At 32.0% G+C, this 14,844-nt stretch carries 13 protein-coding genes and 1 pseudogene; 6 read left to right on the forward strand and 8 right to left on the reverse strand.

The features are described from left to right. Positions 1-24: 24 nt before the first annotated feature. The 4 genes from kbl (at position 25) to B4E59_RS13645 (ending at position 5,943) form a co-directional block, all read left to right on the forward strand. The gene (gene kbl / locus B4E59_RS13630; protein WP_114999975.1) at positions 25-1,224 is read left to right on the forward strand and encodes a glycine C-acetyltransferase; all 1,200 of its coding nucleotides are present in this window, start codon (positions 25-27) and stop codon (positions 1,222-1,224) included. 68 nt (positions 1,225-1,292) lie between these two features. Then, positions 1,293-1,781 (forward strand): hypothetical protein, encoded by a 489-nt coding sequence (locus tag B4E59_RS13635; protein ID WP_221855776.1) that lies wholly within the window; start codon positions 1,293-1,295, stop codon positions 1,779-1,781. Between the two features lie 67 nt (positions 1,782-1,848). After that, positions 1,849-4,536 carry a PD-(D/E)XK nuclease family protein gene (locus tag B4E59_RS13640; RefSeq protein WP_291053537.1) on the forward strand — a complete coding sequence of 896 codons (2,688 nt, stop codon included), beginning with the start codon at positions 1,849-1,851 and terminating at the stop codon, positions 4,534-4,536. A gap of 138 nt (positions 4,537-4,674) precedes the next feature. Continuing rightward, positions 4,675-5,943: a dicarboxylate/amino acid:cation symporter gene (locus tag B4E59_RS13645; RefSeq protein WP_280037926.1), complete on the forward strand. Its 1,269-nt coding sequence runs from the start codon at positions 4,675-4,677 to the stop codon at positions 5,941-5,943. Between the two features lie 82 nt (positions 5,944-6,025). Here the strand turns inward: B4E59_RS13645 and B4E59_RS13650 are convergent. Then, positions 6,026-6,342 (reverse strand): annotated as a pseudogene (locus B4E59_RS13650) (GNAT family N-acetyltransferase). Positions 6,343-6,444: 102 nt separating this feature from the next. Beyond that, positions 6,445-7,677: a metallophosphoesterase gene (locus tag B4E59_RS13655; protein WP_291047086.1), complete on the reverse strand. Its 1,233-nt coding sequence runs from the start codon at positions 7,675-7,677 to the stop codon at positions 6,445-6,447. A gap of 155 nt (positions 7,678-7,832) precedes the next feature. Here B4E59_RS13655 and B4E59_RS13660 point away from each other — a divergent pair, with 155 nt between their 5' ends. Further along, positions 7,833-9,080 carry a GTP-binding protein gene (locus B4E59_RS13660; protein ID WP_284583857.1) on the forward strand — a complete coding sequence of 416 codons (1,248 nt, stop codon included), beginning with the start codon at positions 7,833-7,835 and terminating at the stop codon, positions 9,078-9,080. A 245-nt stretch (positions 9,081-9,325) separates the two neighbouring features. Here B4E59_RS13660 and B4E59_RS13665 read toward each other — a convergent pair whose 3' ends face one another. From B4E59_RS13665 to B4E59_RS13690, 6 genes are all read right to left on the reverse strand, one after another. Further along, positions 9,326-10,333 (reverse strand): cytochrome d ubiquinol oxidase subunit II, encoded by a 1,008-nt coding sequence (locus tag B4E59_RS13665; RefSeq protein WP_284583858.1) that lies wholly within the window; start codon positions 10,331-10,333, stop codon positions 9,326-9,328. Positions 10,334-10,335: 2 nt separating this feature from the next. Beyond that, complete coding sequence (locus B4E59_RS13670; RefSeq protein WP_291053540.1) at positions 10,336-11,673, reverse strand: cytochrome ubiquinol oxidase subunit I; 1,338 nt, start codon at positions 11,671-11,673, stop codon at positions 10,336-10,338. 104 nt (positions 11,674-11,777) lie between these two features. After that, a complete protein-coding gene (locus B4E59_RS13675) occupies positions 11,778-12,137 on the reverse strand; it encodes a hypothetical protein (RefSeq protein WP_125350396.1) in 360 nt (119 codons plus the stop codon). Positions 12,138-12,155: 18 nt separating this feature from the next. Next, the gene (locus B4E59_RS13680; RefSeq protein WP_286495596.1) at positions 12,156-13,157 is read right to left on the reverse strand and encodes an acyl-ACP desaturase; all 1,002 of its coding nucleotides are present in this window, start codon (positions 13,155-13,157) and stop codon (positions 12,156-12,158) included. Between the two features lie 9 nt (positions 13,158-13,166). Further along, positions 13,167-13,901: a lysophospholipid acyltransferase family protein gene (locus tag B4E59_RS13685; protein ID WP_125350403.1), complete on the reverse strand. Its 735-nt coding sequence runs from the start codon at positions 13,899-13,901 to the stop codon at positions 13,167-13,169. Between the two features lie 64 nt (positions 13,902-13,965). Continuing rightward, a complete protein-coding gene (locus B4E59_RS13690) occupies positions 13,966-14,367 on the reverse strand; it encodes a hypothetical protein (RefSeq protein WP_221855789.1) in 402 nt (133 codons plus the stop codon). A 101-nt stretch (positions 14,368-14,468) separates the two neighbouring features. Here B4E59_RS13690 and B4E59_RS13695 point away from each other — a divergent pair, with 101 nt between their 5' ends. Further along, the gene (locus B4E59_RS13695; protein ID WP_219034183.1) at positions 14,469-14,720 is read left to right on the forward strand and encodes a hypothetical protein; all 252 of its coding nucleotides are present in this window, start codon (positions 14,469-14,471) and stop codon (positions 14,718-14,720) included. Positions 14,721-14,844 lie beyond the last annotated feature (124 nt).

The raw sequence follows: 14,844 nt of genomic DNA on the forward strand, positions 1-14,844 counted from the left end.
TATCAAAACAAAAAGTGATTTATTATGTATAGCGATAAATTTCAAAACTACTTACAAACGCAATTGAATGATTTAGAAGAACAAGGATTATTCAAAAAAGAACGCATCATTGCTTCTCCTCAAAGTGCAGAAATTACATTAGAAAATGGTAAAACATTACTTAATTTTTGTGCGAACAACTATTTAGGATTATCTGATAATAAAGACGTTATCTCAGCTTCTCAAAAAATGTTAGATGACCGCGGATACGGAATGTCTTCGGTTCGTTTTATTTGTGGTACGCAAGATGTACACAAACAATTAGAGAAAAAAATCGCTAATTTCTTAGGAATGGAAGATACGATTTTATATGCTGCTGCTTTTGACGCAAATGGTGGTGTTTTTGAGCCTTTGTTTACAGAAGAAGATGCTATTATTTCTGATGAATTAAACCACGCTTCTATTATTGATGGTGTTCGTTTATGTAAAGCTGCTCGTTATCGTTATAAAAACAATAATATGGCTGATTTAGAGGCTCAATTAATTGTAGCTTCAGAAAAAAATCATCGTTTCAAAATTATTGTAACAGACGGAGTTTTCTCTATGGATGGTATCGTTGCAGACTTAAAAGGTGTTTGTGATTTAGCTGATAAATACGATGCTTTGGTAATGGTTGATGATTCTCACGCAACTGGTTTTATTGGAAAAACTGGACGTGGAACACATGAGCACAACGAAGTAATGGGACGTGTAGACATCATTACATCTACTTTAGGAAAAGCTTTAGGTGGTGCAATGGGTGGATTTACTTCTGGTAAAAAAGAAGTAATCGAAATGTTACGTCAAAAATCTCGTCCATATTTATTCTCTAACTCTTTAGCTCCTGGAATCGTTGGCGCTGCTTTGCAAGTGTTAGAAATGTTAGAAAATGACACAACTTTACGTGATAAAGTAATGTGGAATGCTGAATATTTCCGCAAAGAAATGGTTGCTGCTGGTTTTGATATTCCAGAAGGTGATGCTGCAATTGTACCTGTTATGTTGTATGATGCAAAATTATCTCAAGTAATGGCAGACAAATTATTAGATGAAGGTGTTTATGTAATCGGATTCTTTTTCCCTGTTGTTCCTCGCGACAAAGCACGTATTCGTGTACAATTATCAGCTGCACATACAAAAGAGCAATTAGATCATACAATTGCTGCTTTTACAAAAGTTGGTAAAGAATTAGGAGTGATTAAATAAGAATTTGTTTTTTCAATATTATATTAGCGACTAAATATTTTTAGTCGCTTTTTTTATATATTTAACTTATGCTTTTCAAAAATAAAACATATCAAATAACGACAAATCTTTCTGATCAAGAAGTTTTTAAAATACTGAATGATAATACAGAAGAAAAAAGAATTCGTTTTTCTAAAAGTAAATATGAATTTGAAGGGATAGTTTATAAAGATCATTTCAATTTGATGAAAACGATTAGCGGACGAAATAGTTTTAATCCTCAAATTATTGGTCATTTCAATACCAACGACAATAAAACCACTATTGTTTACAATTTAGAATTAAACTCTTTTGTTTCAATATTTTTCATTGTTTGGATAAGTATTGTGACTTTATTTTTTATAATCTCACTTTTTCAAATTATTACTAATGGAATTCATAATTTTTTACCTTTAATTTCTATTCCGATGTTATTTTTTGGATTCATATTATATTTTGTTGCTACAAAAATGTCTGAGGATAAAATCACTGAAACTTTTGAAAAATTATTTCAAGAAAAAGTTCAAGAAGTAAAATAATTCAACGCCACGAATTGTCTCTCAAAATCCTTACTTTTACAACAACTCAACGAAAGAAAATTTCAAAATGGCTCAATTCATAGAAAATGTTGTAAAAGATTTAGTCCAAAATCAAAAAAACTTTATCAACACCACTTTAGTTTTACCAGGAAAACGTCCCATGTTATTCTTCAAACAAGAATTTCAGCGTCAAGCGCAAAATATCATTCTTCCACAAATGAAAAGTATCGAAGAATTGATGAGCGAACTTTCTGGTTTAGAAATTATTTCTGGAATTAATCTATGGTTCAAAGCGTATCAAGCCTATAAAAAAATCGTTGACAAGCCTGATTCTTTCGAAGATTTTATCAAATGGGGACCAACTGTTTTGAAAGATTTCGATGATATCGATGCTTCTTTGCAACCTGCGCATAAAGTTTTAGACTATTTGATTTCGGTAGAACGAATTAGTCAATGGGGAGATGGAAAAATTGAGATTGGGAAAAATGAAATCATTCAAAATCACTTAACGTTTTGGGGAATTGTTTCAAAATTATATTTTCAATTACAACAAGATCTGTTGGATTCGAAAGAAGGTTATGCTGGGATGGTTTTTAGAATCGCAAGTGAAAAGGTTGAAGAGATTGTCGAAAACAGAACTTCACATTATGTTTTTGCTGGTTTTAATGCCTTGACAAAAGCAGAACAAGCACTAATTTTTCGATTAGAAAAAGAAAAATTAGCCACTTTATATTGGGATGCAGATAAATATTATTACGAAAATCCGAATCAAGAAGCTGGTTCTTTTCTAAGAAAATACATAGAAAAAATAAAACCTATCAATTGGGTGGTTGATGAATTTTCGAGACCAAAAAATTTACAGACAATTGGTGTTGCAAAACAAGTTGGACAAGCAAAATATATTGCAGATTTAATTAGAAATCTCAACGAAGATGAGATAAAAAATACCGCGTTGATTTTGGCTGATGAATCTATTTTACCAGCAATTCTCAATTCGTTGCCCGAAAATATCACACATCTCAACATTTCGATGGGAATTCCGTTACGTTCTGTTCCGTTAGCGCAATTTTTCAAATCAATTTTTGAGTTGCAAATGAATCGGGAGAAGTTAGGAAAAGGAACCATGTTTTATTTCAAAAATGTCTTACAAATTCTTGAAAATAAAACATTATCTCTTTTTAGCACAGAAGAAAGTCGAAGATTAATCGGTGATATTCGTTTACAAAATAGAATATTTAATTCTCAAAATTCGATTCAAAATGCCTTAAGAGAATCAATCTTTAAATCTATTTTTCATATTCCGAAAAGCATCACTGAATTTATTCATCATCTAAAAAATTGGACAGACGAATTACTGCATCATCCTTCGATGAACGATTTGTTGACAAAAGAATATTTGTTCTTTTTCAAAAAAGTTTTCAATCAATTGCACGAAAATTTGTTGAGTGTTGATGATATCAAAGATTACAGAACCTTGTTTTTATTGTACAATAAAATCGTTTCTTCCGAGACAATTTCCTTTATTGGAGAGCCTTTGAAAGGTTTACAATTGATGGGATTATTGGAAACTCGTTTATTGAATTTCGATAATATTATCATGACTTCTGTGAATGACGAAATTTTGCCTTTGGGACGACAAAACAATACATTTATTCCGTATGACATTCGCAAACAAATGAAATTGAATACATTTACCGAAAATGATTCGATTTATGCATATCACTTTTATCGTTTGATTCAGCGTGCGAAAAACGCTTATTTCGTGTACGATACCGAAGCTGACGGAATGGGTTCTGGAGAAAAATCTCGCTTTTTGGCTCAAATCAAATTTGAAAGTAATCACGAAGTGAAAGAAACTTTTGCTGCTCCAAGTTTTGTTACAAAACCTTTGAAAGAAATCATTGTTCCTAAAACTGACGAAACAATGGCTAAACTTCAAAATTGGGCTGAATATGGAATTTCACCTTCTTCACTTTCGACATATTTACGCAATCCGTTAGATTTTTATGAACAACGTGTTTTTAATGTAAATGAAGTCGAAGAAGCCGAAGAAATTGTAAGCGCAAGAACGTTAGGAAACATTGTACACGGAGCTTTAGAGGATTTGTACACGCCTTATATTGGACATATTTTGCATGAAAATGATTTCAAAAATATCGAAAAAATAAAAGATAAAACCTTACAAAAACATTTTAGCAAAGAATATAAAGATGGGCATTTAGATAAAGGACCAAATTATTTGATTTATAAAATTGCAGAGCGAATTGTAGATGGCGTTTTGTCTAAAGATACAACTACTGCAAAAGAAAATGAATTTGTTATTCGAGCTTTGGAGAGCAAGCTCGAAGTTGATTTTACACTTACAAATGGCAAAATTGTAAAACTGAAAGGGGTGATTGATAGAATTGATTCTGTCAATAATCAAACTCGAATTATTGATTACAAAACTGGTTATGCGAAAGATATTTCGGTTAAAACCGAAGAAATAGAAACCGTTTACAAAAAAGAAGATAAAGCCAAACAATTGCAATTAATTTTCTATGCTCATTTATTTTATGCAGACAAAAAAAATCTAAATAAAGACATTGAATTGTGTATTTATCCGATCAAATTTCCAAATAAAGATTTAATTAAACTTTCGGTTGATAAAAATACAACCATCGATTATTCGATTGTCGAGAATTCTAACGCGCCAATGTCAACATTAATTGAAGAGATTTTAAATCAAGAAATTCCGTTCAAACAGCCAGAATAGTACACAATACACTATAAAGAAAACCCTTTATAAATACTACATACAAAGGGTTTTATATTTTATTTGGTGTATAAATTGATTTATATTCTTAATAATTTGCTAAAAAATAGTAGTTTTGGAAAAGTTTAAAATCGCATAATGAAAAACAATAAACTTTTTATAGCTATTATTATTGCCCTTCTTATCGGGGTTGCGCTTGGAGGATATGTACATTATAATACCTCGCCAGAATTTATTAAAACATTTTCGACTAACATAAAACTTCTTGGTACTATTTTTATTCGTCTTATTCAGATGATTATTGCGCCTTTAGTTTTCTCAACATTAGTAGTTGGTATTGCTAAAATGGGTGATATGAAAATGGTTGGACGTGTTGGTGGACGTGCAATGGGTTGGTTTATCACAGCTTCACTTACTTCTTTGGTGATTGGTGCTATTGTTATCAATGTAATGAAACCTGGAGAAGGATTGAATATTGAAATCGATTCAAGTTCTGCTCAAGATTTATTAAAAGGTCAAGCTTCGCTTACATTAGAACATTTCATTACACATATGATTCCTAAATCTGTTTTCGAATCATTTGCAACAAATGAAATCTTACAAATCGTTGTTTTCTCTATTTTCTTTGGTGTCGCAATGGCAGCTTATGGAAAAGAAGGCGAAATGATTACGAAAGCGTTAGATAAAATTTCGCATATCGTTTTAATCATGGTTGGATATGTAATGTGGACTGCGCCATTAGGAGTTTTAGGAACTATTTCTGCTGCTATTGCAACGTACGGATTCGGTATATTCTTACTTTATGTTAAATATTTAATCGCCTTCGTAATTGGTATTTTGCTTCTTTGGGCTGTTTTAATTTTGGTTGGATATTTCATCTTAGGAAAACGAGTAATCGACTTATTAAGACACATCAAAGCGCCATTATTAATCGCTTTCTCTACAACTTCATCAGAAGCTGTATTCCCAAAATTAGTTGAAGAATTAGAAAAATTTGGGGCTCAAAAGAAAATTATTTCGTTTACTTTACCGCTCGGATATTCCTTCAATTTAGATGGATCGATGATGTACATGACGTTCGCGTCGCTATTTATCGCGCAGGTTTATGGAATTCACATGCCGATCGAGAAACAAATTTTGATGTTATTAGTCTTAATGCTTACTTCAAAAGGTGTTGCAGGTGTGCCAAGAGCTTCATTAATTGTAGTGGTTGCAACTTGTTCGATGTTTGGAATTCCACCAGAAGGAATCGCATTGATTTTACCAATCGACCATTTCTGTGATATGGCTCGTTCGATGACGAATGTTCTTGGAAATGCTTTATCGACTGTTGCAGTTGATAAATGGGAAGGACACGTCGCAATTGAGCAAACATATACACACGATGATGATCATCACAAAGCTTAAATAAATTGCTTTTCAAAAATATTACAAGAAATGCGACCTGATTAAGGTCGCATTTCTTGTAATAATCTCATTCGTTAACCGATTACAATTCGTTATAGTTAGAGAATTTAGGATGAACAATTCGTTTCCATTCCGGATGTTTCTTGATGTAGGCATATACATAAGGACAATACGGAAACAAAGGATTTTTATGTTCCTCCAAATAAACCAATGTTTTTTCAACCAAAGCAGCAGCAACGCCTTTTCCTCCTAATTCTTCAGGAACTTCGGTATGAATCAATTGATAATATCATCTTCTTCTTTATAATCTATAAAAGCGATGTATCCGTCTACATTCAGCTCAAAACGAAAAGCTGATTCATTTTTTACAACCTGTAAAGGAATTAATTCTTCATTCATATTATTTCTTTTTTTATGACAATAATCCGATAAAAATCTGTTATCAGAATTGATATACATCAAAAAAGCAATCAAAAACTTTGATTGCTTTTTCCTAATACTTTATACTGATTTCAACTCTATTAATGTTATTTCTGGCCAAACACCTACTCTTCCTGGGTAAAAATGATAACCAAATCCGCGATTTACATTGATAATCTTTCCTTCAAAATCATAAAAACCTGCCCATTGCGGATACACATATTGCGCCGGACTCCAACGCAAACCAATTTTCGGAACTTCAATTCCTAATTGCATTCCATGCGTATGTCCAGACAAAGTCAAGTCAAAATGTTTCGGATGATTTTTCAATATCTCATTCCAATGCGAAGGATCATGAGACATCACAATTTTAAAATCTTCTGTATTTACATAATTCGAAGCTGCATCAATATCACCTAATTTCTTAAATCGTGTTCCCCAATTCTGAACGCCAATCAATGCAATTTTTTCACCATTCTTTGTAATAAATCGGTTTTCATTCAATAATAATTTCATTCCAATCTTAGGGAAAATCGCTTTAATTTTCTCAAAATTATCTTGCTTTTCTTCCTCCGTTTTCCAATCCGAATATTCTCCATAATCATGATTTCCTAGCACTGCAAAATTTCCGTGCGGCGCTTGTTTTATTTTAGAAAAAACATCGTACCATTTGTCCATTTCCCAATGAAAATTATTCACAATATCACCCGTAAACAATAGTATATCAAACTCTTGTTGATTAATTAAATCCACTGCATATTCTATTTTCTCACGATTGTCCAAACTTCCCGAATGAATATCCGTTATATGTAAAATCTTGAAACCATCAAACGATTTTGGTAAACGTTGATATGCCAATTTTTTCTTGATTACCTTGAAATTATATTTTCCTAAAGTCATTCCATAAATCAAACTAAAAAAAGGTATTGAAGCTACTATTAATCCAGAAATCATTACAAATTTTCGACGAGAAGGTAAATAAGAATCTTCTTTTGTTTGATGATTTGTTGCACGATTAAATAGCCACCCAAAGCCTCTAAAAATATCTTGAACCAAGAAAAATAGAACCAAAATAATTCGAGGAAAACCAAACAACATAAACAAACCTGTTGCCCACATTGTCGTTTGCGTTTGACCAACATTACGATCAAAAAAGATTAGATTATATCCAAAATTACCCAAAACAAGTAACCACAAAAGCATATTCCCGAAAAGAATATACTTATTTTGAATGAATTTTTTAAAATTATAATACAGGTAAATTTCAAGTACGATTGAAATAATTATTGACGTGATAACACTATAAACAAACATTATTTTATTTGATTTTGAACAAAAATAAAAGAAATCTTTCTAACAGTGATTTATTATTAAATTCTTAACAGAACATTATAAAATTTATAGATGATTCTACACAAAAATTTGCGTGATAAAAACGTAACTTTGTAGCATATTTTTAAGCATAAATTATGAAAAATAGACTACCTGTAACGGTACTTTCTGGATTTCTTGGAAGCGGAAAAACGACACTTCTTAATCATATATTACACAATAAAAAAGGACTAAAAGTAGCAGTTATCGTGAACGATATGGGCGCAGTAAATATTGATGCGCAAATGGTTTCTCGCGAAAATGATTTAATTCAAACGGATGAAAAATTGGTTGAATTAAGCAACGGTTGCGTTTGTTGTGAATTACGAGAAGATTTGATCGTAGAAATAGAGAAGTTGGCACAATCAGGGAAATATGATTATTTGGTTATCGAAAGTTCTGGTATTTCTGATCCAGGTCCTATTGCGCAGTCATTGGATTTTGTTTCGCCAGATGGTAAAATTGATTTGCCAAAAGTTGCGCGTTTAGATACGTTGGTAACTGTAGTTGACGCTTATAATTTCTTCAAAAATTTAGGAACTGATGAAGATGTTTTTGATCGTGGTTTCACAGAAAATAGAGACGATAATCGTCCGATTGTAAATCTTTTAATCGATCAAATTGAATTTTCGAATGTGATTATTCTAAATAAAATGGATTTGGTTGAAGAAGAAACGTTGATGAATATTGAAGCGTTTGTGACAAAATTAAATCCTTCTGCTAAAATAATTCCTGCAAGTTTTTCTCACGTTGAATTAACTGAAATTTTGAATACCAATCTATTCGATTTCGAAAAAATTCAGGATATAGACGCCTGGGTAAAATTATTAGAAGAGCAAGAAAAAGAGGAACATCACCATCACCATCATCACGACCATGATCAAGAATGTGGCGAACATTGTACACACGAACACCACGATCATTTGGAAGAAAAATATGGAATGACTTCTTTTGTTTACAGACAAAAAATTCCATTTCATGCAGAACGTTTTTTAACCTATTTGAATGATAATTTTCCAGCAACAATTTACCGTTCAAAAGGTTTATTTTGGTTAGCAAATCGTCCTGATGAAGCTATTTTCTTGAGTCAAGCTGGTGGTAGTATCCGAATTGATCCTGCGGGGGCTTGGTGGTGCTCGATGCCATATGACGAAAGAATTCAGTTTGCAGCGTATCAATTTAATCAAAAAACGATTGAAGCCAAATGGTCGAAAGAATGGGGAGATCGAATGATAGAACTTGTTTTCATTGGACAAGGTTTGGATAAAGAAAAAGTTACACAAGAATTAAACTCTTGTTTGCTGAATGAGCAAGAAATTGCTGAATGGCAAGCAAAACATAATTAAAATAAAAGAGCCTTATTTCGAATTGAAATAAGGCTCTTCTCTTATCATCCTTGTTCTAAAGATTTAAATAGATTTATTTCATTTATCAAATTCACTTGTTCTTTTCTAAGGCTCGGTTAATTACAAACAGCTATGTTTATCCTATCCCGAGGACTCAGTTGATTGTAAACAGATGTGTTTGTAATAAAATCTTCTTGACAAACATTACAAACAAGTATGTTTGTAATAAAATTTGGAACGGATATTTATATTTTTTGTTTTTGATTGAATGAATAAATCAAGTAAAACAAGAATGGTAAAATAAATATCGAGCCGAGTAATAATGCCCAAGCTAACATATTTATCGTACTCAACGCACCGTAATCTGTTAATAAAGATAATGTTGAACCATCTTTAAATAATACCAAATTTGGAAAATGCGAATAAGTTGCCGCAAATAAAATCATCATCACAATAATTCCTGCGTAAACTTTCAACAAAGAATCCTTCGCTTTATTTAAGGCTGAAAGTAATAATACAATCGAAATTGAAGCAATTGCAATTGCGATATAACCGTAAATTTCTGATGTTATCCAACTAAATAATGGAATGTTTTTCCAAAGTGAAACTGCAAATACCAATGCACCAGCAACAAAAATTAAAGCTGTATAAAGCTTCGCACGTTTTCTTAAAATCACTTTATCTTCTTCGTTTTTAACAGTTTGAATTGAATAAACCGAAGCCAAGAAAGCACAAATCACAACAGTAAAAATTCCAACTGAAAAATTAAACCAACTTAGCCACGAAAATATATATGCATCTTGAAACGAAAATGCATTATCATCAATACTTCCTGAAACGATAGATCCTGCAATTATTCCCAAAAACAAAGGCGTCACAACACTTGAATAGGTAAAAATGACATCGTACAGATTGTGCCATTTATCATTGATTGCATCATAATTTCTAAACGTAAACGATGTTCCACGCGCTATGATTCCTAACAACATAATCACTAACGGAATATGTAAATAATTAGAAACATCTGCATAAACCTTAGGAAAACCGACAAACAAAATTACAATGGCAATGATTAACCACATATGATTTGCTTCCCAAATAGGTCCAATCGAATTGTACATAATCTTCTGCGTACGTTTTTTGTAACTCTTTTCAGAGAATAATTCGACAATTCCAGCACCGAAATCTGCTCCACCTAAAATTAAATATAAACAGATGGCAACCCACAAAAATGCTATTACTACGTAAATCATACTTAATGTTTTTCTGGTTTATAATTTGGATCTTCTGGATCGTAAAGCTTCGCAACCATTTGTATTTGTCGATTCATTAAGAACACTAAAATAATGGACAATGTAATGAATACAAACGTGAAAATGTAAAACGAATATTGTATTCCTGGCATTGGCGTGATGGAATCTACCGTTCGCATAATTCCGTAAATAATCCACGGTTGACGACCGACTTCTGTTACCGTCCAACCTGCTTCTAAAGCGATGTATCCGAAAGGTGTCGCAATCATAAACAATTTATAAAACCAGCGTTTTGTTCGCCAATCTTTCTTAAAAAATTGCGCAATCAAATAAATAACAGCTATTCCCATCATCAACATTCCGAATGTTATCATAATCTGAAAAGCATAATGTACAACTGCCACAGGCGGCCATTCATCTTTCGGAAATTCTTCTAGACCTTTTACAGGTGTTTTGAAATCTGAATGAACCAAGAAACTCAATACACCCGGAACTTTTATCGCATATTTAATCTCTTCTTTTGATTCGACCACTATTCCACCCAAAACAAATGAAGCACTTTCTTCTGTTTTGAAATGCGCTTCCATCGCAGCCAATTTAATCGGTTGACGTTTTGCTACATCTTTCGCCGAAATATCACCACTCAAAGGTGCTAACATTGCTGCTGTAATCGCTAAAACAGAACTAATTTTGAATGCTTCGCGATGAAAATTTACATTCTTACCTTTCAAAATAAGATAAGCATGTAAACCCGCAACCGCAAATCCAGTCGCACAAAAAGCTGCAATTGTCATGTGCAACGCTTGTGAAAACCACGCATCGTTGAACATAGCTTTTACAGGATCTATGTTTAAATATTCGCCATTTATAAAATCGAAACCTGACGGAGAATTCATCCAAGCATTTGCAGCAACAACCAAAATCCCTGAAGCTAAACCACTAATCCCTACAATTACACCACAAATCCAATGAAACCATTTATTGAATTTGTCCCAACCATAAAGGAAAAAACCTAAAGCAATGGCTTCAATAAAAAAAGCTGTTCCTTCTAACGAAAATGGCATTCCGAAAATTGGTCCAGCGTGTTCCATAAATTTAGGAAACAATAATCCTAACTCAAACGAAAGCATTGTACCAGAAACTGCTCCCGTAGCAAATAAAATTGCAACTCCCTTACTCCAAGCTTTGGTTAACCCTTTGTAAATTTCGTTTTTAGTTTTGAGGTATTTGTAGTGAGCGATTGCCATCATAAACGGCATCACCATTCCAACACACGAAAAAACAATGTGAAAGGCAAGCGACATCGCCATTTGACTTCTGGCAGCAATAAAATCGTCCATAAGTAGTTGTTTATAATTTGTTTGTTGGTTAAAGTTACTAAATAAAAAGAGGCAATTCGATTTTGAATTGCCTCTTTTTATATGATTTTGATTATATGTGATTTTCAAAAATTATTCAAATAATCTACATTCGGTATTTGATAAACTTTATTACTATCAAAATTTTTAATTTTATTACCCCTTACCATAATTCTTTTAGTTCCAGACTCTGTTGAAAAAATAATTTGAAAATCTTCATCAAAATTTTTAGAATCTATTTGTTTAGCTTTATTTAAAATAACTAAAAGTTGTTTTATCTGATTGTCATTTAATTGTTTTATTTCTGAAAATTTTCCATTTGAATTACTATCAGGTCTTTCTAATATAACTTCTTTAATTTCATTAATATTAGATGGATAATTTAACCTATCAATATTTGAACATGAAATTATAAATAGAAAAAGTAAAACAATCTTGATATACATCTTAATAAAATTGATTTTCTATTTAGCTGTCGCAGGAACTAACCACTTGAATTGTGGTCCTACTTCAGGAATTACAATACGTTGCGAAATTCTATCCATTCTATCTGGGAATTTCATGATATAATCTCTTGCTTTTTCAGCCTCAGCATTCAATCCAGAGATTTTATCTAATTGCCAAGCTTCAATTAATTTTCGCATAATATCGATGTAATCAAACGCTGTGTACACATTAATGCGTTGCGCTGCATCTGAAAACGCATCAAACAAAGTTCCTCTTTCTTCACCAGAAGCTCTTAAGAAATGCGCTGGCATTACAATTTTAAGTTTGAACATATGTTGAACAGCTAACATCATTTCAGAAGGATCAGCTTCGAAGATACGACGAACGAACTCTGTGTAAGCTAAATGGTGACGCATTTCATCTCCTGCAATAATTTTACACATACGCGATAATTTTTTCGCTCCGTATTTTTTTGCAATTGCTGATACATTATTGTGCGATACATAAGTTGCTAATTCTTGAAAACTTGTGTAAACAAAGTTTTTGTAAGGATCGTGTGCTGTTCCAATGTCGAAACCGTCATTTATCAAATGTTGCGTTGTTACTTCAACCTCGCGCATATTGATACGTCCTGATAAATACAAAAATTTATTCAAAACATCACCGTGACGATTTTCCTCTCCTGTCCAATGGCGAATCCATTTTGCCCAACCATTTTCTAGGTAATTTCCTTCTTCATCTACCACACCGTCCATTTGCATCAACCAAGATTCGTAGGTTGGCAAAGCTTCCTCGGTAATGGTATCACCAATCAATGTAATCCAGAAATCATCTGGCAAATCTTTCGAAAGCTCTTGTAATTCTTTGATTTCGTCAAAAAAAGAATCTGTTTGAGAATTCGGTAAAAAATCTGTTGGTTGCCAAATTTTATCGGCTGGAACTAAGAATTTGTCCATATAAGCATCAATATCTTTCTCAAGAAATTGCATTACTTCCAGGCGAACATTATTTATTGACATATAATTATTTTATGCGGTTATACTACTTTTTACAGTTTTTTCGGTAAGCTCGAATATTTCATCAAACTTATAGTCACTCACTTTTAAGGGTTTATGGTATTGTATCGTTACTTTCGCGCCCAAATACATCGGGAATTTACCCCACTTTTCTATTTCCCACGTATTATTTAGCGTAACGGGAACAACATAAGCGTCTTTAGCATATTTCGTCAAAACTTTCAATCCATTTTCTTTGAAAGCCTTTGGTACTCCATTTTTGCTTCTTGTACCTTCTGGAAAAATAATAGCTGAATAATTATTTTTCTGAATGTATTGCGCTAATTTTTTTATTTCCTCTATTGCTTGTTTTCCGTTCTTACGATCGATTAATGCAGAACCTCCATGCGTTAAATTGTACGATACACTGGGAATTCCTTTTCCCAATTCTATTTTCGAAATAAACTTAGGATGATAATCAGCCAAATCATATTCCAACGGAGAAATATCATACATACTTTGGTGATTACTCACAAAAATCAATGGTACATTTTGTTTCAAATTTTCTCTTCCTTTATAGGTATACGTTGTACCTAAAATTCTTGTCCAAAAAACCAAAAGACCATTCATCACTTTTACACTTTTGTGATGAGCAGCATAACCTCCCAAATTGTAGCACAACCATTGCACAACATGCATTACCAACAACGTTAATCCATAAAAAATATAAAAGATTATAGATAACGGATAACTTAAAATTTTCTTCAACATTAGAAATTTAGACAAATTTAATAAAAAATTATGCTAAGCATAATATATTTTTCTAGGCGATTTACTTTATTAATTTCAAAGTTAACTTTTCTTGATGAGCTTCATCATAAAAAGTAATTTGATTTGATGATTTTACTTTAAAATATGCAGTTTTTTGCAAATTTTGAATCAAATTTTGAGGAATTTCGCAATCAGAATTCACTTGTTTTAAATGATTAAAAATTATAGCTTGATCTATTTTGGTATAATCAGCCGTAATAATTCCGCAAACCGTTTTCATTACCATTTTTTTCGTTGCATCTTCAAAAATAATGTAATCTCCTCCATCATTTATATTCCATTTACCCGACAAATCGCTAATTTCTGAAGTCACAACTTTAGTTTCGGAAACTGTTTTGGTTGGTAAACAACTTGTTAATCCTAAAACAAAAAACAAAAGTATTGCTTGAATTGTATATTTCACGTGGTTTTATTTGTAACGAAGGTAGAAATATTTTGAATATTACGGATTGATTTTTTAAATATTCAATTTTATTAAGAAATTTGTTCTCTAAATAAGAAACAATGGCGAACACAAAGAAAGGAGAAGTTTTTACTGATCAAAATAACATCAAAAAAGTAAAAATAGAACGAAAACCAAGTTTTCCTAAAATCTATATTTTAACCGATGATTGTCAATTCGTGGAAGATGGTTTGTACGAATTAGATTTTTTTGAAACGCCAAGTGTGACTAATTTCAAATCTAAATTGAATCCAACTATTCCTGCAATTAACTTTAAACAATTGAGTGAAAAAGGAAAAGATTTTTTACAATAATATGCTGAAATAATTTTCTCTAAAAACACAATTAAATAACAACACAATATCCATTGTTGAAAAAATAGAATTCTACATTTTTTCTCCTACTTTCCTTCGAGGTTTCTTCGACCGTTGTTCGACG

It is taken from the genome of Empedobacter sp. UBA2044 (genome assembly GCF_002333005.1).
GTDB classification, from domain to species: domain Bacteria; phylum Bacteroidota; class Bacteroidia; order Flavobacteriales; family Weeksellaceae; genus Empedobacter; species Empedobacter falsenii_B.

Coding starts and splice junctions, on each gene's coding strand:
- B4E59_RS13695 (WP_219034183.1), top strand. CDS start 14,469: ATGGCGAACACAAAGAAAGGAGAAGTTTTTACTGATCAAAATAACATC.
- kbl (WP_114999975.1), top strand. CDS start 25: ATGTATAGCGATAAATTTCAAAACTACTTACAAACGCAATTGAATGAT.
- B4E59_RS13665 (WP_284583858.1), bottom strand. CDS start 10,333: ATGATTTACGTAGTAATAGCATTTTTGTGGGTTGCCATCTGTTTATAT.
- B4E59_RS13660 (WP_284583857.1), top strand. CDS start 7,833: ATGAAAAATAGACTACCTGTAACGGTACTTTCTGGATTTCTTGGAAGC.
- B4E59_RS13680 (WP_286495596.1), bottom strand. CDS start 13,157: ATGTCAATAAATAATGTTCGCCTGGAAGTAATGCAATTTCTTGAGAAA.
- B4E59_RS13670 (WP_291053540.1), bottom strand. CDS start 11,673: ATGGACGATTTTATTGCTGCCAGAAGTCAAATGGCGATGTCGCTTGCC.
- B4E59_RS13645 (WP_280037926.1), top strand. CDS start 4,675: ATGAAAAACAATAAACTTTTTATAGCTATTATTATTGCCCTTCTTATC.
- B4E59_RS13655 (WP_291047086.1), bottom strand. CDS start 7,677: ATGTTTGTTTATAGTGTTATCACGTCAATAATTATTTCAATCGTACTT.
- B4E59_RS13635 (WP_221855776.1), top strand. CDS start 1,293: ATGCTTTTCAAAAATAAAACATATCAAATAACGACAAATCTTTCTGAT.
- B4E59_RS13675 (WP_125350396.1), bottom strand. CDS start 12,137: ATGTATATCAAGATTGTTTTACTTTTTCTATTTATAATTTCATGTTCA.
- B4E59_RS13640 (WP_291053537.1), top strand. CDS start 1,849: ATGGCTCAATTCATAGAAAATGTTGTAAAAGATTTAGTCCAAAATCAA.